At 59.5% G+C, this 22,751-nt stretch carries 23 protein-coding genes and 1 riboswitch; of the genes, 13 read left to right on the forward strand and 10 right to left on the reverse strand.

Annotation, left to right across the window (positions count from 1 at the left end; translation table 11 throughout):
* From bioB to bioD, 4 genes are read left to right on the forward strand one after another with little or no spacing between them, the layout of a single operon-like run.
* Entirely contained in the window at window positions 1-1,041 is a 1,041-nt protein-coding gene (bioB, locus tag ACOTXF_RS06285) for a biotin synthase BioB (protein ID WP_008501133.1), read from the forward strand.
* Entirely contained in the window at window positions 1,038-2,195 is a 1,158-nt protein-coding gene (gene bioF / locus ACOTXF_RS06290; protein ID WP_048962734.1) for an 8-amino-7-oxononanoate synthase, read from the forward strand. Before bioB ends, bioF begins: the two co-directional genes overlap by 4 nt.
* Window positions 2,179-2,934 carry a malonyl-ACP O-methyltransferase BioC gene (gene bioC / locus ACOTXF_RS06295; RefSeq protein ID WP_048962732.1) on the forward strand — a complete coding sequence of 252 codons (756 nt, stop codon included), beginning with the start codon at window positions 2,179-2,181 and terminating at the stop codon, window positions 2,932-2,934. Before bioF ends, bioC begins: the two co-directional genes overlap by 17 nt.
* A complete protein-coding gene (bioD, locus tag ACOTXF_RS06300; RefSeq protein ID WP_048962741.1) occupies window positions 2,927-3,628 on the forward strand; it encodes a dethiobiotin synthase in 702 nt (233 codons plus the stop codon). The genes bioC and bioD overlap by 8 nt, the downstream gene beginning before the upstream one ends.
* On the opposite strand, the gene ACOTXF_RS06305 is transcribed toward bioD, so the two are convergent.
* The gene (locus tag ACOTXF_RS06305; protein ID WP_008501137.1) at window positions 3,591-4,313 is read right to left on the reverse strand and encodes an ABC transporter ATP-binding protein; all 723 of its coding nucleotides are present in this window, start codon (window positions 4,311-4,313) and stop codon (window positions 3,591-3,593) included. The genes bioD and ACOTXF_RS06305 overlap by 38 nt on opposite strands.
* A gap of 751 nt (window positions 4,314-5,064) precedes the next feature.
* Here ACOTXF_RS06305 and uvrB point away from each other — a divergent pair.
* Entirely contained in the window at window positions 5,065-7,080 is a 2,016-nt protein-coding gene (uvrB, locus tag ACOTXF_RS06310) for an excinuclease ABC subunit UvrB (protein WP_008501138.1), read from the forward strand.
* A gap of 88 nt (window positions 7,081-7,168) precedes the next feature.
* Here the strand turns inward: uvrB and yvcK are convergent, their stop codons facing one another.
* Entirely contained in the window at window positions 7,169-8,077 is a 909-nt protein-coding gene (gene yvcK / locus ACOTXF_RS06315) for a uridine diphosphate-N-acetylglucosamine-binding protein YvcK (RefSeq protein WP_232926441.1), read from the reverse strand.
* 225 nt (window positions 8,078-8,302) lie between these two features.
* Window positions 8,303-8,437: riboswitch (molybdenum cofactor riboswitch) on the forward strand.
* Between yvcK and moaA the strand changes: the two genes are divergently transcribed.
* The 6 genes from moaA (at window position 8,425) to ACOTXF_RS06345 (ending at window position 11,904) form a co-directional block, all read left to right on the forward strand.
* Window positions 8,425-9,414: a GTP 3',8-cyclase MoaA gene (moaA, locus tag ACOTXF_RS06320; RefSeq protein ID WP_008501140.1), complete on the forward strand. Its 990-nt coding sequence runs from the start codon at window positions 8,425-8,427 to the stop codon at window positions 9,412-9,414. Its footprint overlaps the riboswitch before it by 13 nt.
* A 24-nt stretch (window positions 9,415-9,438) precedes the next feature.
* Window positions 9,439-9,951 (forward strand): molybdenum cofactor biosynthesis protein B, encoded by a 513-nt coding sequence (gene moaB / locus ACOTXF_RS06325; RefSeq protein ID WP_021240991.1) that lies wholly within the window; start codon window positions 9,439-9,441, stop codon window positions 9,949-9,951.
* Window positions 9,952-9,954: 3 nt separating this feature from the next.
* The gene (gene moaC, locus ACOTXF_RS06330; protein ID WP_232926442.1) at window positions 9,955-10,440 is read left to right on the forward strand and encodes a cyclic pyranopterin monophosphate synthase MoaC; all 486 of its coding nucleotides are present in this window, start codon (window positions 9,955-9,957) and stop codon (window positions 10,438-10,440) included.
* Window positions 10,433-10,678: a molybdopterin synthase sulfur carrier subunit gene (gene moaD, locus ACOTXF_RS06335; RefSeq protein ID WP_008501143.1), complete on the forward strand. Its 246-nt coding sequence runs from the start codon at window positions 10,433-10,435 to the stop codon at window positions 10,676-10,678. Before moaC ends, moaD begins: the two co-directional genes overlap by 8 nt.
* A gap of 1 nt (window position 10,679) precedes the next feature.
* On the forward strand, window positions 10,680-11,132 hold the full coding sequence (moaE, locus tag ACOTXF_RS06340) for a molybdopterin synthase catalytic subunit MoaE (RefSeq protein WP_021240989.1): 453 nt from the start codon (window positions 10,680-10,682) through the stop codon (window positions 11,130-11,132).
* A gap of 64 nt (window positions 11,133-11,196) precedes the next feature.
* Window positions 11,197-11,904 carry a Bax inhibitor-1/YccA family protein gene (locus ACOTXF_RS06345; RefSeq protein ID WP_047745304.1) on the forward strand — a complete coding sequence of 236 codons (708 nt, stop codon included), beginning with the start codon at window positions 11,197-11,199 and terminating at the stop codon, window positions 11,902-11,904.
* Between the two features lie 89 nt (window positions 11,905-11,993).
* Here ACOTXF_RS06345 and ACOTXF_RS06350 read toward each other — a convergent pair whose 3' ends face one another.
* The 3 genes from ACOTXF_RS06350 to ACOTXF_RS06360 are packed head-to-tail and all read right to left on the reverse strand — an operon-like array spanning window position 11,994 to window position 14,952.
* Window positions 11,994-12,956 (reverse strand): lysylphosphatidylglycerol synthase domain-containing protein, encoded by a 963-nt coding sequence (locus ACOTXF_RS06350; protein WP_008501146.1) that lies wholly within the window; start codon window positions 12,954-12,956, stop codon window positions 11,994-11,996.
* Window positions 12,956-14,194: a cardiolipin synthase ClsB gene (clsB, locus tag ACOTXF_RS06355; protein ID WP_047745306.1), complete on the reverse strand. Its 1,239-nt coding sequence runs from the start codon at window positions 14,192-14,194 to the stop codon at window positions 12,956-12,958. The genes ACOTXF_RS06350 and clsB overlap by 1 nt, the downstream gene beginning before the upstream one ends.
* On the reverse strand, window positions 14,191-14,952 hold the full coding sequence (locus ACOTXF_RS06360; RefSeq protein ID WP_008501148.1) for an endonuclease/exonuclease/phosphatase family protein: 762 nt from the start codon (window positions 14,950-14,952) through the stop codon (window positions 14,191-14,193). Before ACOTXF_RS06360 ends, clsB begins: the two co-directional genes overlap by 4 nt.
* Window positions 14,953-15,085: 133 nt before the next feature.
* Here ACOTXF_RS06360 and ACOTXF_RS06365 point away from each other — a divergent pair, with 133 nt between their 5' ends.
* On the forward strand, window positions 15,086-15,496 hold the full coding sequence (locus tag ACOTXF_RS06365; protein WP_008501149.1) for a YbhQ family protein: 411 nt from the start codon (window positions 15,086-15,088) through the stop codon (window positions 15,494-15,496).
* Here the strand turns inward: ACOTXF_RS06365 and ACOTXF_RS06370 are convergent.
* Genes ACOTXF_RS06370 through cecR form a run of 5 tightly spaced genes read right to left on the reverse strand, consistent with a single transcriptional unit; the run spans window position 15,458 to window position 21,098 of the window.
* Entirely contained in the window at window positions 15,458-16,564 is a 1,107-nt protein-coding gene (locus tag ACOTXF_RS06370; protein WP_008501150.1) for an ABC transporter permease, read from the reverse strand. The two genes, ACOTXF_RS06365 and ACOTXF_RS06370, sit on opposite strands and share 39 nt — an antisense overlap.
* 9 nt (window positions 16,565-16,573) lie before the next feature.
* A complete protein-coding gene (locus ACOTXF_RS06375) occupies window positions 16,574-17,707 on the reverse strand; it encodes an ABC transporter permease (protein ID WP_021240987.1) in 1,134 nt (377 codons plus the stop codon).
* Window positions 17,697-19,436, reverse strand: a complete 1,740-nt coding sequence (locus ACOTXF_RS06380) for an ATP-binding cassette domain-containing protein (protein ID WP_048962149.1) — start codon at window positions 19,434-19,436, stop codon at window positions 17,697-17,699. Before ACOTXF_RS06380 ends, ACOTXF_RS06375 begins: the two co-directional genes overlap by 11 nt.
* Window positions 19,429-20,424, reverse strand: a complete 996-nt coding sequence (hlyD, locus tag ACOTXF_RS06385) for a secretion protein HlyD (protein WP_048962148.1) — start codon at window positions 20,422-20,424, stop codon at window positions 19,429-19,431. Before hlyD ends, ACOTXF_RS06380 begins: the two co-directional genes overlap by 8 nt.
* Complete coding sequence (cecR, locus tag ACOTXF_RS06390; protein ID WP_023343624.1) at window positions 20,421-21,098, reverse strand: transcriptional regulator CecR; 678 nt, start codon at window positions 21,096-21,098, stop codon at window positions 20,421-20,423. Before cecR ends, hlyD begins: the two co-directional genes overlap by 4 nt.
* 205 nt (window positions 21,099-21,303) lie before the next feature.
* Between cecR and rhlE the strand changes: the two genes are divergently transcribed.
* Complete coding sequence (gene rhlE, locus ACOTXF_RS06395) at window positions 21,304-22,683, forward strand: ATP-dependent RNA helicase RhlE (RefSeq protein WP_023292954.1); 1,380 nt, start codon at window positions 21,304-21,306, stop codon at window positions 22,681-22,683.
* The last annotated feature ends 68 nt before the right edge of the window (window positions 22,684-22,751 follow it).

Here is a 22,751-nt window from a genome sequence, read left to right on the forward strand (position 1 = left end):
ATGGCTCACCACGCACGCTGGACGATGTCGCAAGTTACTGAATTATTCAACAAACCTTTCCTTGAGCTGATGTTCGAAGCCCAACAGGTGCATCGTCAGCACTTCGATCCCCGCCATGTTCAGGTCAGCACGCTGCTGTCGATCAAGACCGGCGCCTGCCCCGAAGACTGCAAATATTGCCCGCAGAGCGCGCGCTACAAAACCGGTCTGGAGTCAGAGCGCCTGATGGAGGTCGAGCAGGTCCTCGACTCCGCGCGCAAGGCCAAAAATGCCGGTTCAACCCGCTTCTGCATGGGCGCGGCGTGGAAGAACCCGCACGATCGCGACATGCCGTATCTGGAGCAGATGGTGAAGGGCGTGAAGGAGATGGGCCTCGAAGCCTGTATGACGCTCGGCACGCTCAACGAGGAGCAGGCGCAGCGCCTCTCGGCGGCGGGGCTGGATTACTACAACCACAACCTCGACACCTCGCCGGAATTTTACGGCAACATCATCACCACGCGTACCTACCAGGAGCGTCTGGATACGCTGGATAAAGTGCGTGACGCGGGGATCAAGGTCTGCTCCGGCGGCATCGTGGGCTTAGGCGAGACGGTGAAAGACCGCGCGGGTCTGCTGCTGCAGCTGGCGAACCTGCCGACCCCGCCGGAAAGCGTGCCGATCAACATGCTGGTGAAGGTTAAGGGCACGCCGCTGGCGGATAACGAGGACGTGGATGCGTTTGATTTTATCCGCACCATCGCGGTGGCGCGCATCATGATGCCGACCTCGTACGTTCGCCTCTCTGCGGGCCGCGAGCAGATGAACGAGCAGACCCAGGCGATGTGCTTTATGGCCGGGGCCAACTCGATCTTCTACGGCTGCAAGCTGCTGACCACGCCGAACCCGGAAGAGGACAAAGACGTCCAGCTGTTCCGCAAGCTGGGGCTTAACCCGCACCAGACCGAGGTGCTGACGGGCGATAACGAGCAACAGCAGCAGCTGGAGCAGCAGATTTTCAACGCCGACACCGACCAGTTCTACAACGCGGCAGCCGTATGACCTGGCAGGCACGTATCAACTCTGCGCTCGACGAGCGTCGGGCGGCAGAGGCATTTCGCGTTCGCAGGGTGGTGGAAAACGGCGCGGGTCGTTTTCTTACCCGTGAAGGCCAGCAGTTCTGCAATTTCTCCAGCAACGACTATCTCGGGCTGAGCCAGCATCCGGCCATTATCCGCGCCTGGCAGCAGGGCGCGGAGCGGTTTGGCGTGGGCAGCGGCGGATCGGGACACGTCAGCGGATACACCACGGCGCATCAGGCGCTGGAAGAGGCACTTGCCGACTGGCTGGGCTACCCGCGCGCGCTGCTGTTTATCTCCGGCTTTGCCGCCAACCAGGCGGTCATCACGGCACTGATGGGCAAGGACGATCGCATTGTCGCCGATCGCTTAAGCCACGCCTCCCTGCTGGAGGCGGCAAATTTAAGCCCGGCGCAGCTGCGGCGTTTTGCCCATAACGATGCGGGGCAGCTTGCTGCGCTGCTGGATAAACCCTGCGACGGACAACAGCTGGCGGTCACGGAAGGGGTGTTCAGCATGGACGGCGACAGCGCGCCGCTTGCCGCGCTGCACGAGGCCGCAAAGCGGCAGCATGCCTGGCTGCTGGTGGACGATGCCCACGGCACTGTCGTGATGGGCGACGAAGGGCGCGGGAGCGCATACCAGCAAAACGTGAAGCCGGAGCTGCTGATTGTCACCTTCGGCAAAGGCTTTGGCGTCAGCGGCGCCGCCGTGCTGTGCAGCGAACCCGTCGCCGACTATCTGCTGCAGTTTGCCCGCCACCTGATTTACAGCACCAGCATGCCTCCGGCGCAGGCCGTAGCGCTGTCAGCGTCGCTGGCGGTGATACGCAGCGCAGAAGGAGATGAGCGTCGCCAGCGGCTGGCAGAGCATATTGCGCGCTTCCGTCAGGGACTCGCGGCGCTGCCTTTCCACAGTCCCGATTCGCAGAGCGCTATCCAGCCGGTGATTGTCGGTGAAAATGCCCGCGCGCTGGCACTGGCACAGGCGCTGCGCCAGCGGGGCATGTGGGTCACGGCCATCCGCCCGCCCACCGTCCCACCGGGCACGGCGCGGCTGCGCTTAACCCTGACGGCGGCGCATGAAGCACAGGATATTGAGACGTTGCTGGAGGCGCTCCATGATGCCGGTGAATAAGCAGGCCATCGCGGCGGCATTCGGCCGCGCCGCGCAGAGCTATTCGCAGCATGATGAGCTGCAGCGTCTGAGCGCGCAGGGGCTTCTGGCCGCGCTTGGCGAGACCTCGTTTGCGCAAGTGCTGGACGCCGGCTGTGGTCCCGGCAGCAACAGCCGCTACTGGCGCGGGGCGGGAAGCCAGGTGACGGCTATCGATCTCTCCGCCCGGATGCTGGAAGAGGCACGCCAGCGGCAGGCGGCAGATCGTTATCTGCTGGCCGATATCGAGGCGATCCCGCTGGCGGACGCGCAGTTTGATCTGGTCTGGAGCCATCTGGCGGTTCAGTGGTGCAGCAGCCTGCCGCAGGCCCTGCGCGAGCTTTATCGCGTGGCGCGGCCGGGCGGGAAGGTGGCCTTTACCACCCTGCTGGAAAGTTCGCTGCCGGAGCTGAATCAGGCCTGGAAAGCGGTGGATGAAAAGCCGCACGCTAACCGGTTTTTATCGCATGAGCAGGTGACGCAGGCGCTGGCAGGCTGGCGCTATCGCAGCACGGTGCAGACCATCACGCTCAATTTTAGCGATGCGTTCAGCGCCATGCGTTCGCTGAAGGGCATCGGCGCCACGCACCTGCATACCGGACGCGAGAAAAAACCGCTTACCCGGGGTCAGCTGCAGCGCCTTGAGCTGGCCTGGCCGCAGCAGCGGGGGCATTTCCCGCTCTCCTATCAACTTTTTCATGGGGTTATCGAACGTGACTGAACGTTATTTTGTCACCGGCACGGACACAGAAGTGGGCAAAACGGTTGCCAGCACGGCATTGCTGCAGGCGGCACGGCTGCTCGGGAAAAACACCGCCGGGTATAAGCCCGTGGCGTCCGGCAGCGAGATGACGGCGGAAGGGTTACGCAACACCGACGCGCTGGCGCTCCAGCGTAACAGCACGCGTGAACTCGCCTATTCTGCAGTGAATCCGTACACCTTTGCCGAGCCGACCTCACCGCACATTGTCAGCGCCGATGAAGGCCGTCCGATTGATTTCACCGTGCTGTCCGCCGGACTGCGGACGCTGGAAAGCCAGGCCGACTGGGTGCTGGTGGAAGGGGCTGGCGGCTGGTTTACGCCGCTTTCAGACACGCAGACGTTTGCTGACTGGGTGCAGGCCGAGCAGCTTCCGGTCATTCTTGTCGTCGGCGTCAAGCTGGGCTGCATCAATCACGCCATGTTGACCGCGCAGGCCGTACAGCAGGCCGGGCTGCGTCTTGCGGGCTGGATAGCCAACGACGTGGTTGCGCCGGGTAAACGCCATCAGGCGTATCTGGCGACGCTCAGGCGCGTCCTTCCCGCGCCGTGCCTCGGGGAAATTCCCTGGCTGGCTGACGGCGCGGAAAATGCCGAAGTCGGACGTTATCTCGATCTCAGCGTTTTGCTTCCCGCGACATCCAGTGAGCGATAAGCTCGTCATCCAGTTCGTTAACGTGGCCCTGCGCCACGTTACGCCCGCGATAGAGCAGACAGAAACGGTCCGCCACCCGGCGGATAAACGACAGCTGCTGCTCCGCTAACAGCACCGTCATCCCTAACTCCCGGTTTAAGCGCCCCAGCAGCTGCACCAGCTTCTGGGCAACGCTGTGCCCCGCGCCGTGCAGCGGTTCATCCAGGATCAGCAGGTGAGGGCGGTTCACCAGCGCATTAGCCAGCGCCAGCTGATACTGGTCGTCCGGAGAGAGCGTGTTGGCGCGGGTTCGTCGCAAGGCATAGAGCGCCGGGAACAGGTCGTAAACGTCATTTTTCGCCTCAGGGTTCGGTTTTCCCGTCGCCCGCATGGCGATATGCAGGTTCTCCTCAATCGTGAGCTGGGAGAAGATCCGCCTGTCCTGCGAGACATAGCCTATCCCCGGCCCGGAACGCTGTTCTGGCGGCGGGTTGAGCAAATCGCGCGGCGGCGCGCCCGCCTCATACCAGATGATGCTGCCGCTTTCGACGGGCACTTTCCCGGCGATGCAATTCATGAGGGTGGTTTTCCCCATCCCCGGCAGGCCAACGACGCCTGTACACATCCCTTGCGGAAAATCTAAATCCACATTCCATAGCGTATGTTGACTTCCGTAAAACTGATTCACTGCACGCAGGCTCAACATCTTTCTCTCCTTAAAAATGTGTGTAGGTGTGGCTCGTTGTTAAACTGCAAAACCCCTGCCATAAAACGGAAAGTGATTAAAAAAGCGTCTTTTTTAGGAATAAGTCACAGAAGCGCGGGGGATAAAAAGGGGGATTGCACATCGACGGTGCCGACGGTGTTGAGTTGTGGTGCAGAGCCCGAAATGATGGAAATGTGAGCAAGATCTCGTCAGTTGGTTATGAATGACGCGACTGTTAATCAGCAAAAAAGAGCTATAAAAATTTTTTGCTGCCGCCTCGTGGGAAAATCCGGGAATTTGCAGAGCGCCAGTCTGTATGGGCTGGAAGCAGTTATCCACTATTCCTGTGGATAACCATGTGCATTAGAGTTAGAAAACACGCGATAAGCGAGAGAAGACGCGGCTTACGCCCAAATTGACGCGAAACGCGGCTTTAGAAAATATCGTTTATTTTTTAATTGGTTAGATAAAATCAATTCCCGTCATGAAAGTGTCACCCGTTGCCATAAAACTATCATTACCTGGCTTGACAAATGTTAAAAAAGAAAAAGTTCTGGGGATAACCTGACCTGACTGGTGTTTTATGTTGCCACTGTCCAAATTTTGGCCGCTATCGCGCTAATCATTCAGGCGCTATGCTAAATATCCTGACATGCTACTGGTTTTTCATCCAGTGTTTTTTACTGGCATTCCTGGCAACAAGGAGTAAAATTATTCACCTGCCGCTTATAACGTCATCAGGTTGTCGCCCATGAGTAAACCGTTCAAATTGAATTCTGCTTTCCGTCCGTCTGGCGATCAGCCTGAAGCGATCCGTCGTCTGGAAGAGGGGCTGGAAGATGGGCTGGCGCACCAGACGCTGCTCGGGGTTACCGGCTCGGGTAAAACCTTTACCATTGCCAACGTGATTGCGGATCTCCAGCGCCCTACGATGGTGCTGGCGCCCAACAAAACCCTGGCGGCGCAGCTTTACGGCGAGATGAAAGAGTTCTTCCCGGAAAACGCCGTTGAGTATTTCGTCTCCTACTACGATTACTACCAGCCAGAAGCCTATGTGCCGAGCTCTGACACCTTCATCGAGAAAGATGCGTCGGTGAACGAACACATTGAGCAGATGCGACTGTCGGCCACTAAGGCGCTACTGGAGCGTCGCGATGTGGTTGTGGTGGCCTCTGTTTCGGCGATTTACGGCCTGGGCGATCCGGATCTCTATCTCAAGATGATGCTGCACCTGACGCAGGGGATGATCATCGACCAGCGCGCGATTTTGCGTCGTCTGGCGGAGCTGCAGTACACCCGCAACGACCAGGCCTTCCAGCGTGGTACGTTCCGCGTGCGCGGCGAAGTGATCGACATCTTCCCGGCGGAATCGGATGATATGGCGCTGCGCGTTGAGCTGTTTGACGAGGAGGTCGAACGCCTGTCGCTCTTCGACCCGCTGACAGGACACGTTGAGTCAGTGATCCAGCGCTTCACCATCTACCCGAAAACGCACTACGTGACGCCGCGCGAGCGTATCGTGCAGGCGATGGAAGAGATCAAAGTGGAGCTGGCCGAGCGCCGTAAGGTGCTGCTGGCGAACAATAAGCTGCTGGAAGAGCAGCGCCTGAGTCAGCGTACCCAGTTCGACCTGGAGATGATGAACGAGCTGGGCTACTGCTCCGGCATCGAAAACTACTCCCGCTTCCTCTCCGGGCGCGGGCCGGGCGAGCCGCCGCCGACGCTGTTTGATTACCTGCCAGCAGACGGTTTGCTGGTGATCGACGAATCCCACGTCACGATCCCGCAGATCGGCGGAATGTACCGCGGCGACCGGGCGCGTAAAGAGACGCTGGTGGAGTACGGATTCCGCCTGCCGTCAGCGCTGGATAACCGTCCGATGAAGTTCGAAGAGTTTGAGGCGCTGGCGCCGCAAACCATCTACGTCTCGGCCACGCCGGGCAACTACGAGCTGGAAAAATCGGGCGATGAGGTGGTTGACCAGGTAGTGCGTCCGACCGGGCTGCTGGACCCGATTATCGAGGTGCGTCCGGTGGCGACGCAGGTAGACGACCTGCTCTCTGAGATCCGCGCCCGTTCCGCCATTAACGAGCGCGTGCTGGTGACCACGCTCACCAAGCGTATGGCGGAAGACCTGACCGAGTATCTCGAAGAGCACGGCGAGAAGGTGCGTTATCTGCACTCGGATATCGATACCGTGGAGCGCATGGAGATTATCCGCGACCTGCGCCTGGGCGAGTTTGACGTGCTGGTAGGGATTAACCTTCTGCGGGAAGGTCTGGATATGCCGGAGGTTTCGCTGGTGGCGATTCTGGACGCGGATAAAGAGGGCTTCCTGCGTTCCGAGCGTTCGCTGATTCAGACCATTGGCCGCGCCGCGCGTAACGTCAACGGTAAAGCGATTCTGTACGGTGACAAAATTACCCCGTCGATGGCGAAAGCGATCGGTGAGACGGAGCGCCGCCGCGAGAAACAGCAGCGCTACAACGAAGAACACGGCATTACCCCGCAGGGGCTGAACAAGAAGGTGGTGGATATTCTGGCGCTGGGCCAGAACATTGCCAAAACCAAAGCGAAAGGCCGCGGCAAGGCGCGTTCAGTGGTGGAAGAAGATACCGTCGTGCTGACGCCAAAAGCGCTGCAGCAGAAGATCCACGAGCTGGAAGGGCAGATGATGCAGCACGCGCAGAACCTGGAGTTCGAAGAGGCGGCGCAGATCCGCGACCAGCTTCATCAGCTGCGGGATCTGTTTATCGCGGCATCGTGAGTTTTTGCCCGGTGGCGCTGCGCTTACCGGGCCTACAGGTTTAGCGTCTTTTGTCGCCCCGGTAAGCGCAGCGCCACCAGGGTTTTTGTTAACCCAACGCCTGAATCTCTTTCTCCAGCGCCTCGCGCAGCATGTGGCGGTCGTGACGATATTTAATATCGCTGGCTTCCAGCGGCTCCTGTACCACCACGCGATCGCCAATCCCTGTCACATCCACTTTTGGCCCAACCACGACACCGTCGATAATTTTCTTACCGACGTACTGCTCCATCAGGTCGAGCTTGTCCGCCAGCGACAGGCTCGCCGCGGCCGGACTCAGCTCACGCCCTAAATTGCCGATGTAGACCATCGGCGCCGGGGTGCGGCGCAGCGCCTGCGCCAGCTCTTTCACCAGCAGGATCGGCATCAGGCTGGTGTAAAAGCTGCCCGGGCCGATCAGAATTAAATCCGCATCGCCAATTGCTTCTACGGCTTCACGCGTCGCCGGCACGCTCGGGTAAGTCATCAGCTCTTTGGGCGGCAGCAGAAGCTGGTCAATGTTCACCTCGCCGTATACTTCATGCCCTTCGGCGTCGATGGCCATCAAATCGACCGGTTGTTCAGACATGGGGATCAGGAATGCGTCCACTTTGAGCAGGTTACGGATCAGATTGATGGCTTCGAGAGGCCTTACGCTCAGGTGATCCAGCGCCTTTAACATCAGATTTCCGAGGTTATGCCCGGAAAGTTCGCCATTGCCGCCAAAACGGTACTCAAACATCGCCGACGCGACGCTCGGCTCGGTAATTAACTGGTTCAGGCAGTTGCGCATATCGCCCCAGGCAATACCGCCTTCGGCACGTCTGATCCGCCCGGTTGAGCCGCCGTTATCGGTGGTGGTCACTATCCCTGTCAGCCTTGAGCCGAGTGACGACAAAGAGGACATAACGCGGCCCAGGCCGTGGCCTCCGCCAAGAGCGACCACTCGGTCAAGATCCGCAAAAGTGCGATTGCGCATACGTATTCCTTATCACGTTCGATCGCGTAACAGTAACCTAACTACCCCTAAAAGACGATGCCTCACCCGAAGCAAAATGACGTATATCAATGTGAAAGTGCAGTTTTTAGGTATTCTGTAGCGAAAATGCAGGATTGATTCGCTATATACGTAATTATATAGCGAAAAGCGATAATGGCGCTGTCAGACTTTCCGCGCTACTATCGCCTTAACCACGTTTTCAACACTGAAAACATACACTCTAGCCCTTGTGCCTGTGTCGAAAGATATGGCGCTCTGGCCGTGGCGAATTTGCCACCAGGGTACAGAAAGAAATGACTGTGCCTCCCGTATCTGGAAAGGTGTACATGGCTTCACAACTTACTGATGCTTTCGCGCGTAAGTTTTACTACTTACGTCTGTCGATTACCGATGTGTGCAACTTCCGTTGCACCTACTGCCTGCCCGACGGCTACAAACCGGGCAGCGTCACCAATAACGGCTTTCTCTCCGTGGATGAAGTGCGCCGCGTCACGCGCGCCTTCTCTGAGCTCGGCACTGAAAAAGTGCGTCTGACCGGCGGTGAACCCTCTCTGCGCCGTGATTTCCCGGACATCATTGCCGCCGTGCGTGAAAACGACCGCATTCGCCAGATTGCCGTGACCACCAACGGTTACCGCATGGCGCGCGACGTGGCCACCTGGCGCGATGCGGGCTTAACCGCCATTAACGTCAGCGTGGACAGTCTCGACGCCCGCCAGTTTCACGCCATTACCGGCCAGGATAAATTCCGCCAGGTGATGGACGGCATCGACGCGGCGTTCAGCGCCGGGTTCGAGAAGGTCAAAGTCAATACGGTGCTGATGCGCGACGTCAACCACCATCAGCTGGACACCTTCCTCGCCTGGATCAAATCCCGCCCCATTCAGCTGCGCTTTATTGAGCTGATGGAAACCGGCGAGGGCAGCGAGCTGTTCCGTCGTCATCACATCTCCGGCATGGTCCTGCGCGACGCGCTGCTGAAACGCGGCTGGATCCACCAGATCCGCCAGCGCAGCGACGGTCCGGCGCAGGTCTTCTGCCATCCTGATTACGAAGGCGAAATTGGGCTTATCATGCCTTACGAGAAAGACTTCTGCGCCAGCTGCAACCGCCTGCGCGTCTCTTCCGTCGGCAAGCTGCACCTGTGCCTGTTCGGGGACGGCGGCGTGGATCTTCGCGATCTGCTGGCAGACGATGCCCAGCAGGAGGCGCTTGAAGCACGCATTTCTGAAGCGCTGACGCATAAAAAACAGACCCACTTCCTGCATCAGGGCAATACCGGCATTACTCAGAACCTGTCTTACATCGGCGGGTAATCAGGCTTAAGAAGGAATCAGAAGATGAGTCAGGTAAGCGCAGAATTTATCCCGACACGCATTGCTATCCTTACCGTTTCCGATCGCCGTGGCGAAGAGGATGATACCTCCGGCCACTGGCTGCGCGAGGCGGCCCATGACGCGGGACATCACATCGTCGATAAAGCGATCGTGAAGGAGAACCGCTACGCCATTCGCGCGCAGGTCTCTCAGTGGATCGCCAGCGATGAGGTGCAGGTGGTGCTGATCACCGGCGGCACCGGCTTTACCGCAGGCGATCAGGCGCCTGAAGCGCTGCTCCCGCTGTTCGACCGCGAGGTGGAAGGCTTCGGCGAGGTGTTCCGCATGCTCTCCTTTGAAGAGATTGGCACCTCCACGCTCCAGTCGCGCGCCGTTGCCGGGGTGGCGAACAACACCCTGATTTTCGCCATGCCGGGCTCGACCAAAGCCTGCCGCACCGCGTGGGAAAACATCATCGCCCCGCAGCTGGATGCCCGTACCCGTCCGTGTAATTTCCATCCCCATTTAAAGAAATAAGCTATGTCACAACTGACCCACATTAACGCCGCTGGCGAAGCGCATATGGTGGACGTCTCCCCCAAAGCGGAAACGGTGCGCGAGGCGCGCGCCGAAGCGTACGTCACCATGCTGCCGGAAACGCTGGCGATGATCATCGACGGCAGCCACCATAAGGGAGACGTCTTTGCCACCGCGCGCATCGCCGGTATTCAGGCCGCCAAGCGCACCTGGGACTTAATTCCGCTGTGCCATCCGCTGATGCTGAGCAAGGTGGAGGTAAACCTGCAGGCGCAGCCGGAGCACAATCGCGTGCGGATTGAATCGCTGTGCCGCTTAACCGGCAAAACCGGCGTGGAGATGGAGGCGCTGACGGCAGCGTCCGTGGCCGCGCTGACCATCTACGACATGTGCAAAGCGGTGCAGAAAGACATGGTGATTGGCCCGGTTCGCCTGCTGGCAAAAAGCGGCGGCAAATCCGGCGATTTTAAGGTGGACAGCCATGATTAAGGTGCTCTTTTTTGCGCAGGTGCGCGAGCTGGTGAATACCGACAGCCTGACGCTGGATGCGTCTTTTGAAAACGTCGCTGCCCTGCGCGCGCATCTGGCGGCACAGAGCGACCGCTGGGCGCTGGCGCTCGACGAAGGCAAGCTGCTGGCCGCCGTTAACCAGACGCTGGTGGAGCTTACCCATCCGCTGAAGGCCGGGGATGAAGTGGCCTTCTTCCCGCCGGTCACTGGGGGCTAATATGAGTGAAACCCGCATTCTGGTTGGCCCTGAGCGCTTTAACGTAGGGACAGAATACAGCTGGCTGGCGGAACGCGACGAAGACGGTGCGGTCGTGACCTTTACCGGCAAAGTGCGCAATCACAACCTCGGTGACAGCGTGAAGGCGCTGACGCTGGAGCACTATCCCGGCATGACGGAGAAATCGCTGGCGGAGATAGTGGACGAGGCGCGAGGCCGCTGGCCGCTCGGACGCGTCACGGTGATTCACCGCATCGGCGAGATGTGGCCCGGCGAGGAGATTGTCTTTGTCGGTGTGACCAGCGCGCACCGCGGCAGCGCGTTTGCGGCAGGGGAGTTCATTATGGATTACCTCAAAACCAAAGCGCCGTTCTGGAAGCGCGAAGCCACGCCGGAAGGCGACCGCTGGGTGGAATCTCGCGACAGCGATAAACAGGCCGCCAGCCGTTGGTAGTCGGTTTACGTGGATGTGTTACTCTTAACGAGTGTGTCTACTTAATCTTAATCAGGAGTGAATCATGGACCGATTTCCGCGTTCCGATTCAATAGTGCAGCAGACCCGTAGCGGCCTGCAGACGTATATGGCTCAGGTGTACGGCTGGATGACGGTTGGCCTGCTGCTTACCGCGTTTATCGCGTGGTATGCGGCGAATACGCCGGAGCTGATGATGTTTATCTTCTCCAGCAAAATCACCTTCTTTGGGCTGATTATCGCGCAGCTGGCGCTGGTGTTTGTGCTTTCGGGTCTGGTGCACAAGCTGAGTGCCGTCATGGCAACGACCCTGTTTATGCTCTATTCGGCGCTAACGGGGCTGACGCTTTCCAGTATTTTCATCGTTTACACCTACTCATCCATCGCCAGCACCTTCGTGGTCACCGGCGGGATGTTTGGCGCGATGAGCCTGTACGGCTACACCACGAAGCGCGATCTGAGCGGTTTCGGCAGCATGCTGTTTATGGGGCTGATCGGGATTGTGCTGGCGTCGCTGGTGAACCTGTGGCTCAAGAGCGACGCGCTGATGTGGGCCGTGACCTATATCGGGGTGGTGCTCTTCGTCGGGTTGACGGCCTATGACACCCAGAAGCTGAAAAACATCGGCGAGCAGATCGACGTGCGCGACAGTTCCAACCTGCGCAAATACTCGATTCTGGGCGCGCTGACGCTCTATCTGGACTTCATCAACCTGTTCCTGATGCTGCTGCGGATTTTAGGCAACCGTCGCTAAGGTTGCTTTGCCGGGTGGCGGCTTCGCCTTACCCGTCCTGCGAATCGCGAACCGTAGGTCGGGTAAGGCGAAGCCGCCACCCGACTTATTCACTTCGCTAGCATCCTCTCATTCTTCGCCCGCAGCTTTTTCGCCCGACTTTCCAGCACCAGATAACAGACCGTCGCCAGCGCCAGCGGCAGAAAGTAATACAGCATGCGGTACGCCAGCAGGGCGGCGATAATCGTTCCCTGAGAAACATGCTCTCCGGCCAGCAGGGCAATAAACACCGCCTCCAGCACGCCGATCCCCGCCGGAATATGCACAATCACCCCGGCAATACTGCTCACCAGCAGCACGCCCAGCACGAAGAAGTAATTGACGTCCTCGCCGATCAGCAGCCAGATGATGGCTCCCATCGCCATCCAGTTGGCGCTGGAAACCGCCATCTGCAGCACCGCAAACTTCCACGAGGGCAGGACCAGCTTTTGCCCTTTGATGGTCATATGGCGGCGCTTTGCAAACGCGCAGGCCCAGAGATAAACGGCGATAATCAGCAGCAGTACGATGCCCAGAATCCGCAGCGTGGCCTCGTCGATATACCAGTGCGCGGGCAACTGCACCACGCCGATGGTGAAGATCACCCCGCCGAGCAGAATATAGCCCAGCCAGTTGGTGGTAATGCTCAGGGAAAAAATACGCGTGATGGTCCCGCCCGGCAGGCCGAGCCGCGAGTAGAGGCGATAGCGCATGCCAATCCCCCCGACCCAGGTGCTCAGCGTCAGGTTAAAGGCGTAGCAGATAAACGACACCAGCATCACCTGACGTTTGGCCAGCTTGTGGCCGCAGTAGGCCCGACCCAGCAGATCATAGCAGCCGTACATCAGGTAGCTCACGATAACCAGCCCCGTCGCGCCCAGCAGCACCATCCGGTTATAGTTGCGGATGACCTTCCACACCTCTTCCCAGTCCACTTTCTGCGCGTAGACCACCAGCAGCACCGCGACGGCAATAAAGAATACCCAGGTGAGGATCTTTTTTGCCAGACGCCAGCGTGGATGCGATTTTGACATCAGGGTTTGCCTCCGTCTTCCGCTTCAATGCGGTCCTGGGTTTCCATTTCGGGTTGTACCGGCGGGTCCACCTGCGCCAGCTTCGGCGTATGCGCCGGCAGCCAGCCGACCATCGCCGGGAAATGCCGCAGGAAGTGGAACACCACCACGCTGATGCCCAGGTTCCACCAGGTGCGTTTGGGAACCATAGACTCATCCACGCGCACGCAGTCGTTAACGATCAACGCCTGCAGGTTATCCCGCAGGGTCTGGTTAAACTGGCGGTCGTGAATGATCAGGTTGGCTTCAAGGTTAAGCGACAGGCTCAGCGGATCGAGGTTGCTGGAGCCTACGGTGACCCAGTGATCGTCCATCAGCGCGACTTTGCCGTGCAGCGGCCGACGGCGGTATTCGTAGATCTGGACGCCGCCCTTCACCAGGTAGTTGTACAGCAGCCGCGCCCCGACTTTGACGATCGGCATATCCGGCTCGCCCTGGACAATCAGCTTCACGCGCACGCCGCGTCTTGCAGCATTTCGCATGGCATGCAGCAGTCGATAGCCCGGGAAAAAGTAGGCGTTAGCGATTATCACTTCGCGCTTGGCGTTGGCCAGCATCTTGAGATAGTGACGTTCAATGTCGTCCCGGTGCTCGCCGTTGTCGCGCCAGACGAAAAGCGCCTGCGCTTCGCCGGGCTTCCGGTTCTCTTCCGGGCGATGGCGGCGTCGCCACCAGCGGCGTACGGCCTCTTTCCCCGGCAGGTTCTCCAGCTCAAACAGCAAGATGTCCTGCACCACCGGGCCTTCAATGCGAATGGCGTAATCCTGCTTCGCTTCCGGGCCGTAGTCGGACATATGTTCCGCCGAGTAGTTAATGCCGCCGACAAACGCTACCGTCTCATCCACCACCACAATTTTGCGGTGCATCCGGCGGAAAAGGTTGGTCCGCATGCCGAACAGGCGAGGGCCGGGATCGTAGTAGCGGAATACCACGCCTGCGGCGGTCAGTTCATTGACGAACGCATCGCTGAGGTCCGGCGAGCCGTAGCCATCCAGCAGTACTTCAATTTTGACGCCGCGCTGTGCGGCGCGCAGGAGCACGCTATGCAGCTGCTTGCCGACGTTGTCTTCGAACCAGATAAAGGTTTCGAGGATCACTTTCTGTTGGGCGTTATCAATTGCCTTAAACACGGCCGGGTAATACTCGTCCCCGTTGACCAGCAGCGTAATCCGGTTGCCTTCCTGCCAGGAACATTTCATAAGTGGATCTCCGCGCTGAGCGGGGCATGGTCGGAAAGATGCCGCCAGTTGAGGAGCGCCAGGGCGGTCGGGCTGCTGGCGTGGGCATTTTTCACGTAGATGCGGTCAAGCCGCAGCAGCGGGAAACGGACCGGGAACGTGCGCGCAGGCCTGCCGTTCGCCCGGGTGAAGATCTCCTCCAGCCCGGCATCCACCTTCAACGGATGGTTTGCCCGCTGGCGCCAGTCGTTGAAATCGCCTGCCACGACAACAGGTTCACCGTCAGGCAGCGCGTTGGCCCATTCGGCCAGCATTTTCAGCTGCGCCTGACGATGGGCTTCGCGCAGGCCCAGATGAACGCAGCCGACGTGGATGGGCAGCTCAAGGTCGGGCGGGGTAATGCGGCAGTAGAGCAGGCCGCGTTTTTCGCTCTCCCCGACGGAAACGTCGCGGTTTTCATAATGTTCAATGGGATAACGCGACAGCACCGCGTTGCCGTGATGACCTTCAGGATAGACCGCGTTGCGGCCGTAGGCGTAATCGCTCCACATGGTGTCGGCCAGAAATTCATAGTGCGGCGTGTCGGGCCAGTTCTCAAAGTGAAGCGGATGTACTTCGTGTGCGCCCATCACCTCCTGCAGGCAGACAATATCCGCGCTGACGGTGCGCACCGCGTCGCGCAGCTCCGGTAAAATGAAGCGGCGATTAAATGCTGTGAAGCCCTTATGAATGTTTATCGTCAGCACTTTAAGCGAGAAATGCTGCATTTTTTTCGTCATAAGCTCCTTCCTGAGTGACTATCCCGATGAAAATAAAGTGTAGTCGTCGTCACAAAAAGATGCGGCGTTACGGAATTTTCCGTAAAGTGCGGTAGTCTGATTAAGCAGAGAAAAATCCTTCAGGAGAGAAGCCATGAAGTGGCAACAACGTGTTCGTGTCGCAACTGGCCTGAGTTGCTGGCAGATAATGTTGCATTTACTGGTCGTGGCCGTACTGGTGATGGGCTGGATGAGCGGCACGCTGGTACGTGTTGGCCTGGGGCTATGCGTCCTTTACGGCGTCACCGTGCTGTCGATGCTGTTTTTACAGCGCCACCATGACGCGCGCTGGCGCGAGGTGGGTGACGTGCTCGAAGAGCTCACCACCACCTGGTACTTTGGTGCGGCCATGATTGTTCTGTGGCTGCTGTCACGCGTGCTGCAAAACAACCTGCTGCTGGCCCTGGCGGGTCTGGCAATCCTCGCAGGGCCTGCGGTGGTCTCGTTGCTGACCAAAGAGAAAAAGCTACGCGATGTTGCGTCTAAACATCGCATAGGCCACTGAGCCTGTCGTGGCCGCGATGACCAGTAGCGGCCACAAACTTCCCCAGACAATATCCAGACTCGCATCCTTCAGATAGATCTGCTTGGTGATATCCGTAAAGTGGCGTATCGGGTTTATCCACGTCAGATCCTGGAGCCACACCGGCATATTCTCAACCGGCGAGACGTACCCGGAGAGCAGGATCGCGGGCATCATAAAGACGAATACCCCGATAAACGCCTGCTGCTGCGTCGAGCAGAGTGCGGAAATCAGCAGCCCAAACCCCACCAGCGACAGCCCGTAAATCACCATCGTGAAGTAAAACAGCGCCAGCGATCCGGCGAACGGGATCTGGTAGGCCCAAATTCCCACCCCCAGCACGATGGTGGCCTGGAAGGTGGCGACAATTAGCGCCGGCACCGCTTTGCCGACGAAAATTTGCCAGGTGGCGAGCGGAGAGACCAGCAGCTGATCCAGCGTGCCCTGTTCGCGCTCGCGGGCGACGGAGAGAGAGGTCACAATCATCACCCCGATGGTGGTGATCATGGCGATCAGCGACGGCACCACAAACCACTTGTAGTCCAGATTCGGGTTATACCAGTTGCGCACCACCAGTTCGCTGTTGTTGGGCTTCGGTTTGCCGTCCATCAGCTCCTGCTGGTAATCCTTCACCACCTGCTGGAGGTAGTTGGCCGCAATCTGGGCGCTGTTGGAGTTACGCCCGTCGAGGATCAGCTGCATCGGCGCGGTCTGGAAGGTATCCAGATTGCGGGAGAAATCCGCCGGGAAGCGCACCAGCAGCAGCGCTTTTTGCGTGTCGATGGTGGGCTGAATGTCCTGCGGGCTTTTCAGCAGCAGGATGTGGGTAAAGGCTTTCGCACGCGCAAAGCGCTGCGTCAGCTCCACGGAATGTTTGCCGTTGTCTTCGTTGTAAATGGCAATGGTGGCGTTGGTCACCTCAAGGGTGGCGGCAAACGGGAACAGTAAAACCTGGATCAGCACCGGCAACACCAGAATGGCGCGGGTTTGCGGCTCGCGCAGCAGGGATTGCAGCTCTTTGCGTATTAACGTCCATAAACGGTGAAACATGCGCGCTCCTTAATCTAACCGCCGTTTGGTTTTCATCCACGTCAACCCGATAAACATCACCGCCGACGCCATTAAAAACAGCGTGTTGATAATCAGCACTACCGGAATATTCCCCGCCAGGAACAGGCTTTGCAGCGTGCTCACGAAGTAGCGCGCCGGGATAATGTAGGTCACGGCGCGGATGACGGCAGGCATGCTGTCTATCTGGAAGATAAACCCGGACAGCATAATCGACGGCAGGAAAGCGGCGTTCAGCGCCACCTGCGCGGCGTTAAACTGGTTGCGGGTGATGGTGGAGATGAGCAGCCCCATCCCCAGCGTGCTGAGTAAAAACAGGCTGGTGATAAAGAACAGCACCACCAGCGAGCCGCGGTACGGCACGCCGAGGATAAAGACGGATACCAGCATGCAGAGCAGCATCGCCAGCATGCCGAGGAAGTAGTAGGGAATAAGCTTGCACAGCAGCAGCTCGACGCGCGTCACTTCGGTTGAGAGCAGCGCCTCCATGGTGCCGCGCTCCCACTCGCGGGCGATAACCAGCGAGGTCAGAATCGCGCCGATCACCGTCATAATAATCGTCACCGCGCCCGGAATAATAAAGTGCTGGCTGATGGCGGCGGGGTTAAACCAGTAGCGCGTCTGCACGTCGATGAGCGGCTTAAATTCTTCACCCCGGTCTTCGGCGCGCTGCATTTGCCAGAGCTGCCAGATCCCCTCCGCGTAGCCCTGCACGAAGTTCGCGGTGTTCGGCTCGCTGCCGTCGGTGATGACCTGGATCGGCGCATCGGTATTTGCCCGCGCCATATTGGCGGCAAAATCCACCGGAATGACGATCAGACCGCGAATCTTCCCGGCCTGCATCTTCTGGATCAGCTCCTGGCGGTTGTCGCTGATGGTGGCATCAATGTAGGGCGAACCGGTCATGGCGTGGGTAAAGTCCAGCGCCTCTTCGCTCTGCTGTTCGAGTAAAATCCCGACCCGCAGCTTGCTGGAGTCCAGGTTAATGCCGTAACCAAAGATAAACAGCAGCAGCAGGGGGATCACCACCGCAATCAGCCAGCTGCTGGGATCGCGCACGATCTGCCGCGTCTCTTTAACGCACAGCGCGCGCACCCGGCGCCAGGAAAGGGCGTTACTGCGCATGGGCATTCTCCTTATCCCAGTCGTGGATGAGGGTGATAAACGCCTGCTCCATGGTCGGGTCCGGCACCGCGTCGTCGGCGGCCTGGTTTTTCAGGTCGTCCGGCGTGCCGTGGGCAATCAGCTTGCCGCGATACACCAGCCCGATACGGTCGCAGTACTCCGCCTCGTCCATGAAGTGGGTGGTCACCATCACGGTCACCCCTTTTTCCACCATGCTGTTGATATGCAGCCAGAACTCGCGGCGGGTGAGGGGATCAACGCCGGAGGTCGGCTCGTCCAGAAACAGAATATCCGGCTCGTGCATCAGCGAGCAGGCCAGCGCCAGCCGCTGCTTAAAGCCGAGCGGCAGTTCGTCGGTGGCGTGGGAAGCAATCGTCGTTAACCCGAAGGCGTCGCTCATGCGGCGAATTTTCTCGTTCTGCGCCCGCCCGCGCAGGCCGTACACGCCGGAGAAAAAGCGCAGATTCTGCTCGACCGTCAGGTTGCCATACAGGGAGAATTTCTGCGCCATATAGCCCAGGTGCTGGCGCGCCTTGCCGGAGCTGACTTTGAGATCCATATCCAGCACCAGCGCTTTGCCGGACGTCGGCACCAGCAGGCCACACATCATCTTAAAGGTGGTGGATTTTCCCGCGCCGTTCGGTCCGAGGAGACCAAAAATCTCGCCGCGCTTCACGGTAAAATTCACGTTGTCGGTGGCGGCGAAATCCCCGAACTTTTTGGTGAGGGATTTGGCTTCGATCACCGTTTCGCCCGGTGTGCCTTCCACCGCGTGCAGGATCGCCCCAAGCGGCGACTCGGAGGTCCCCGCGCCGCCCAGCAGGTCGATGAACGCATCTTCAAAACGCGGCGCCGTCTCTTCCATCTCAATCGTCGGCATTCCAGGCGCCCGGCGAATATCGTCGACGGTGGCCTCTTTTTTGAGGATGACCCGCACCGAGCGGCCCTGAATCATCCCGTCGCTGACCTGCGGCAGCCTGAGCACCCGCTGCAGCAGCGAGCGGTTGGACGCCTGCGGGCTGTGCAGCAGGAAGCTGCGCCCGGCCATGCTCTGCGTCAGCGTCGTCGGCTCGCCCTGATAGAGCAGTTCGCCTTCGTTCATCAGCAGCACGTCCCGGCACTGCTCCGCTTCGTCGAGGTAGGAGGTGCTCCAGAGGATCAGCATCCCGTCGCCCGCCAGCTCGTGCACCATCTGCCACAGCTCGCGGCGGGAAATCGGGTCTACGCCGACGCCGGGCTCGTCCAGCAGCAGCACCTTCGGCTCGCCCACCAGCGTGCAGGCCAGCCCCAGCTTCTGCTTCATCCCGCCGGAGAGCTTGCCCGCCAGCCGGTCGGTGAACGGGCCGAGCGAGGTAAATTCCAGCAGGCGGGCGAAGGTTTTCTCCCGGGTTTCGCCGGTGACGCTGCGCAGGTCGGCGTACAGGTTCAGGTTTTCCATCACCGTCAGGTCTTCATACAGGCCAAACTTCTGCGGCATATAGCCGAGCATGGCGTGGAGCGGGCCGTCGTCCTTTATCGGATCCAGGCCCAGCACGCGGGCCGATCCTTCATCCGGCTTCAGCAACCCTGCCAGCATCCGCATCAGCGTGGTCTTTCCCGCACCGTCCGGGCCGACCAGGCCGGTCACATAGCCCTTCTGGATGGTGCAGTTCAGCGGCGCGACCGCAGGCTTATCCATCCCCTTAAAGCGTTTAACCAGACTGTTGAGCTGAATAACCGCGTCATTCATGTCGTTCCCCGCTGTTCACTTTTACGGTGACGGGCATGCCCTGGCGCAGGGCGTCGTCCGCATCGGTCACGATGATGCGCAGGCGATACACCAGGTCGGTACGCAGGTCCGGCGTTTCTACCGTTTTCGGCGTGAATTCGGCGGTAGGGGAGACAAAGCCCACCTTGCCGTGATACGGCTTGTCCGGGCGACCGTCGGTATAGAGCAGCAGCTCGCGGCCCGGCTGCATCTGGCCGAGATTAGGCTCATCAATGTAGGCACGTACCCAGACCGGGCGGGTCAGGGAGAGGGTTAACACGGTGCTGCCCGCGCTGAGCATGCTGCCCGGCTCGACGGCGCGGGTCATCAGCGTGCCGTCAGACGGTGCGATGAGCGTGGTGTCGTGCAGATCCAGCTCTGCCTGCGCCAGCTGGGCCTGCGCCTCTTCAAGGCTGGCTTTCGCCTGGGCGATATCCTGCGGGCGGTTACCGGTGTGGTACTGGCTTAATTTATCCTGCGCGGACTTCAGGGTTGCCTGCGCCTGGTCGCGGGAGGAGCGCGCATTTTCCAGGTCATTTGCGGAAATGGTGCGGCTTTTCCACAGCCCCTGCTGGCGGGCGTAGAAGTTCTGCGCGTAGTCATAGGCCGCCTGTGCCTGTTTGACGGCGGCAGCGGCCTGGGCGATCTCTTCGTCGCGATAGCCGGCCAGCATCAGGTCATACTGTGCCTGCGCAACGGAGACGCCCGCTTTGGCCTGCAGCAGCGCGTTCTCATAGGGCGCTTTGTCCAGCATCCCCAGCGTCTGCCCGGTTTTAATGGCATCGCCTTCGTCAACGCTCAGCGAGGCGAGACGTCCGCCGACGCGGAAGCTCATGTTCACCGTGCGAATATCCACGTTACCGTACAGCGTCAGGCCTTTATCCTGATGGCTCTGATACCACAGCCATCCACCGACGCCCGCGGCAAGCAAAACAATGACCACCAGAATGATGGCGACAGGTTTTTTCATGACTTCAGGCTCCTTTGCGTTAAGCCTTGCAGGATCAGATCGAGATGACAGGCGATCACCTCACCGATCTGCGCGGCTTTATCCTCATCAAATTGTGTCCAGCCGGTGCGTAACAGGATGGTTTCCCGGCCCAGACGGAAGGCCAGGATTTCACCCAGCAGGGCGTGGGTATGCAAAATTGTCGCGGTATCGCCGGCATCCCGCCCGGTATAGGCGGCGATCAGCCGGGTCAGGTGGGTATGCATCGGGGCAATGACCCGATCGTGTACCCGCTGGTAGGCGGCAGTGGGGGAGAGCTGCTCGCGGGAGATAAACTTGCTCAGGTTGAGCGTATCGTCGTGCGTCAGCACGCGGATCATGTTGTGGCAGGCACTCAGGATCAGCTGGCGGATGGCCTCGCGATCGGGCGACGGCTGGCCGAGCAGCGCGGTGGCCTCCTCAACGTGCGGGTGAAACTGCGTGCCGATAAAATCGGCGATCCACTCGGCGCAGGCGAGATATAAATCCTCTTTTGAGCCAAAATAGTAGGTAATCGCCGCAATGTTTTGCCCGGCCAGCGCGGCGATATCGCGCGTGGTCGCGTGCAGCCCGTACTCACCAAACTGCGCCAGCGCGGCGGCAATAAGCTGGTTTTTGGCCTGTTCACCTTTGGTTGTTGTGGGTGTTGTATTCATGGCGGCATTAAAAATTAATCAATCGATTGATTAAGATTATGCCTGATTCGCATCCCCGTCGAGGGAACGCGGAGGGATATTTTATGCGCCACGTCACAAAAGCTGCTACACTCCGCCCCTTCGCGACATTGTGGTTTTTGTCCTCTCAATTGTTATATCTCCCTGAAAACTACACCTGTGATGGTCGGGGCGGTTCGGAGTTTTTATGTCTTTTGATTCCCTTGGCCTGAACCCGGAAATTCTGCGCGCGATCGCAGAGCAGGGCTACGTTGAGCCAACCCCAATCCAGCAACAGGCTATTCCTGCCGTTCTTCAGGGCCGTGACCTGATGGCCAGCGCCCAGACCGGCACCGGTAAAACCGCGGGCTTTACGCTGCCGCTGTTAGAACTGCTGGTAAAAAATCAGCCGCACGCAAAAGGCCGTCGTCCGGTTCGTGCGCTGATCCTCACCCCAACCCGCGAGCTGGCCGCGCAGATTGGTGAGAACGTGCGTGACTACAGCCGCTATCTCAACATTCGCTCGCTGGTGGTGTTCGGCGGGGTCAGCATCAACCCGCAGATGATGAAGCTGCGCGGCGGCGTGGACGTGCTGGTGGCAACGCCGGGCCGTCTGCTGGATCTGGAACACCAGAACGCGGTGAAGCTGGATAACATCGAAATTCTGGTACTGGACGAAGCCGACCGCATGCTCGACATGGGCTTTATTCACGACATTCGTCGCGTGCTGGCCAAGCTGCCGCCGCGTCGTCAGAATCTGCTCTTCTCCGCGACCTTCTCCGACGAGATCAAGGCGCTGGCGGAAAAGCTGCTGCATAACCCGCTGGAAGTGGAAGTGGCGCGCCGCAACACCGCCTCTGAGCAGGTGACGCAGCACGTTCACTTTGTGGATAAAAAGCGCAAGCGGGAACTGCTCTCCCAGATGATCGGTCAGGGTAACTGGCAGCAGGTGCTGGTCTTTACCCGCACCAAGCACGGCGCGAACCACCTGGCGGAACAGCTGAACAAAGACGGCATCCGCAGCGCGGCGATCCACGGCAACAAGAGCCAGGGCGCGCGTACCCGTGCGCTGGCGGACTTCAAGTCTGGCGACATCCGCGTGCTGGTGGCGACCGACATCGCCGCCCGTGGCCTCGACATTGAAGAGCTGCCGCACGTGGTGAACTACGAGCTGCCAAACGTGCCGGAAGACTACGTGCACCGTATCGGCCGTACCGGTCGTGCGGCGGCCACCGGTGAAGCGCTCTCTCTGGTGTGCGTGGACGAGCACAAGCTGCTGCGCGACATCGAACGCCTGCTGAAGAAAGAGATCCCGCGCATCGAAACCCCGGGCTATGAAGTGGATCCGTCGATCAAAGCCGAGCCGATTCAGAACGGTCGTCAGGGCGGTCGCGGTCAGGGCGGCGGTGGTCGCGGCCAGCAGCCGCGCCGTGCTGAAGGTGGCGCGCCGAAGACAGCGGGCAAACCGCCGCGTCGTAGCAACGACAGCAAACCGGCCGGTGACAATCCGTGGCGCAGCGGCGAAGGCAAGCCGGCAGGGGAAGGGCAGCGCCGACGCCGCCCGCGCAAGCCTGCTAACCCGCAGTAATCTGGAAGCCCGGTCGTAAAGCCGGGCTTTTCTTTTTGCGGCAGCGAAGAGAAAGTGCCACAATAGTG

The sequence above is a fragment of the Enterobacter cloacae complex sp. IR53041 genome (assembly GCF_049238285.1).
Classification (GTDB): Bacteria; Pseudomonadota; Gammaproteobacteria; order Enterobacterales; family Enterobacteriaceae; genus Enterobacter; species Enterobacter roggenkampii.

Coding starts and splice junctions, on each gene's coding strand:
- yvcK (WP_232926441.1), bottom strand. CDS start 8,077: ATGCGCAATCGCACTTTTGCGGATCTTGACCGAGTGGTCGCTCTTGGC.
- ACOTXF_RS06345 (WP_047745304.1), top strand. CDS start 11,197: ATGGACCGATTTCCGCGTTCCGATTCAATAGTGCAGCAGACCCGTAGC.
- moaB (WP_021240991.1), top strand. CDS start 9,439: ATGAGTCAGGTAAGCGCAGAATTTATCCCGACACGCATTGCTATCCTT.
- ACOTXF_RS06350 (WP_008501146.1), bottom strand. CDS start 12,956: ATGTCAAAATCGCATCCACGCTGGCGTCTGGCAAAAAAGATCCTCACC.
- uvrB (WP_008501138.1), top strand. CDS start 5,065: ATGAGTAAACCGTTCAAATTGAATTCTGCTTTCCGTCCGTCTGGCGAT.
- ACOTXF_RS06380 (WP_048962149.1), bottom strand. CDS start 19,436: ATGAATGACGCGGTTATTCAGCTCAACAGTCTGGTTAAACGCTTTAAG.
- moaE (WP_021240989.1), top strand. CDS start 10,680: ATGAGTGAAACCCGCATTCTGGTTGGCCCTGAGCGCTTTAACGTAGGG.
- bioB (WP_008501133.1), top strand. CDS start 1: ATGGCTCACCACGCACGCTGGACGATGTCGCAAGTTACTGAATTATTC.
- moaC (WP_232926442.1), top strand. CDS start 9,955: ATGTCACAACTGACCCACATTAACGCCGCTGGCGAAGCGCATATGGTG.
- ACOTXF_RS06305 (WP_008501137.1), bottom strand. CDS start 4,313: ATGTTGAGCCTGCGTGCAGTGAATCAGTTTTACGGAAGTCAACATACG.
- ACOTXF_RS06360 (WP_008501148.1), bottom strand. CDS start 14,952: ATGACGAAAAAAATGCAGCATTTCTCGCTTAAAGTGCTGACGATAAAC.
- rhlE (WP_023292954.1), top strand. CDS start 21,304: ATGTCTTTTGATTCCCTTGGCCTGAACCCGGAAATTCTGCGCGCGATC.
- cecR (WP_023343624.1), bottom strand. CDS start 21,098: ATGAATACAACACCCACAACAACCAAAGGTGAACAGGCCAAAAACCAG.
- moaA (WP_008501140.1), top strand. CDS start 8,425: ATGGCTTCACAACTTACTGATGCTTTCGCGCGTAAGTTTTACTACTTA.
- moaD (WP_008501143.1), top strand. CDS start 10,433: ATGATTAAGGTGCTCTTTTTTGCGCAGGTGCGCGAGCTGGTGAATACC.
- ACOTXF_RS06365 (WP_008501149.1), top strand. CDS start 15,086: ATGAAGTGGCAACAACGTGTTCGTGTCGCAACTGGCCTGAGTTGCTGG.
- clsB (WP_047745306.1), bottom strand. CDS start 14,194: ATGAAATGTTCCTGGCAGGAAGGCAACCGGATTACGCTGCTGGTCAAC.
- hlyD (WP_048962148.1), bottom strand. CDS start 20,424: ATGAAAAAACCTGTCGCCATCATTCTGGTGGTCATTGTTTTGCTTGCC.
- ACOTXF_RS06375 (WP_021240987.1), bottom strand. CDS start 17,707: ATGCGCAGTAACGCCCTTTCCTGGCGCCGGGTGCGCGCGCTGTGCGTT.
- bioF (WP_048962734.1), top strand. CDS start 1,038: ATGACCTGGCAGGCACGTATCAACTCTGCGCTCGACGAGCGTCGGGCG.
- bioC (WP_048962732.1), top strand. CDS start 2,179: ATGATGCCGGTGAATAAGCAGGCCATCGCGGCGGCATTCGGCCGCGCC.
- ACOTXF_RS06370 (WP_008501150.1), bottom strand. CDS start 16,564: ATGTTTCACCGTTTATGGACGTTAATACGCAAAGAGCTGCAATCCCTG.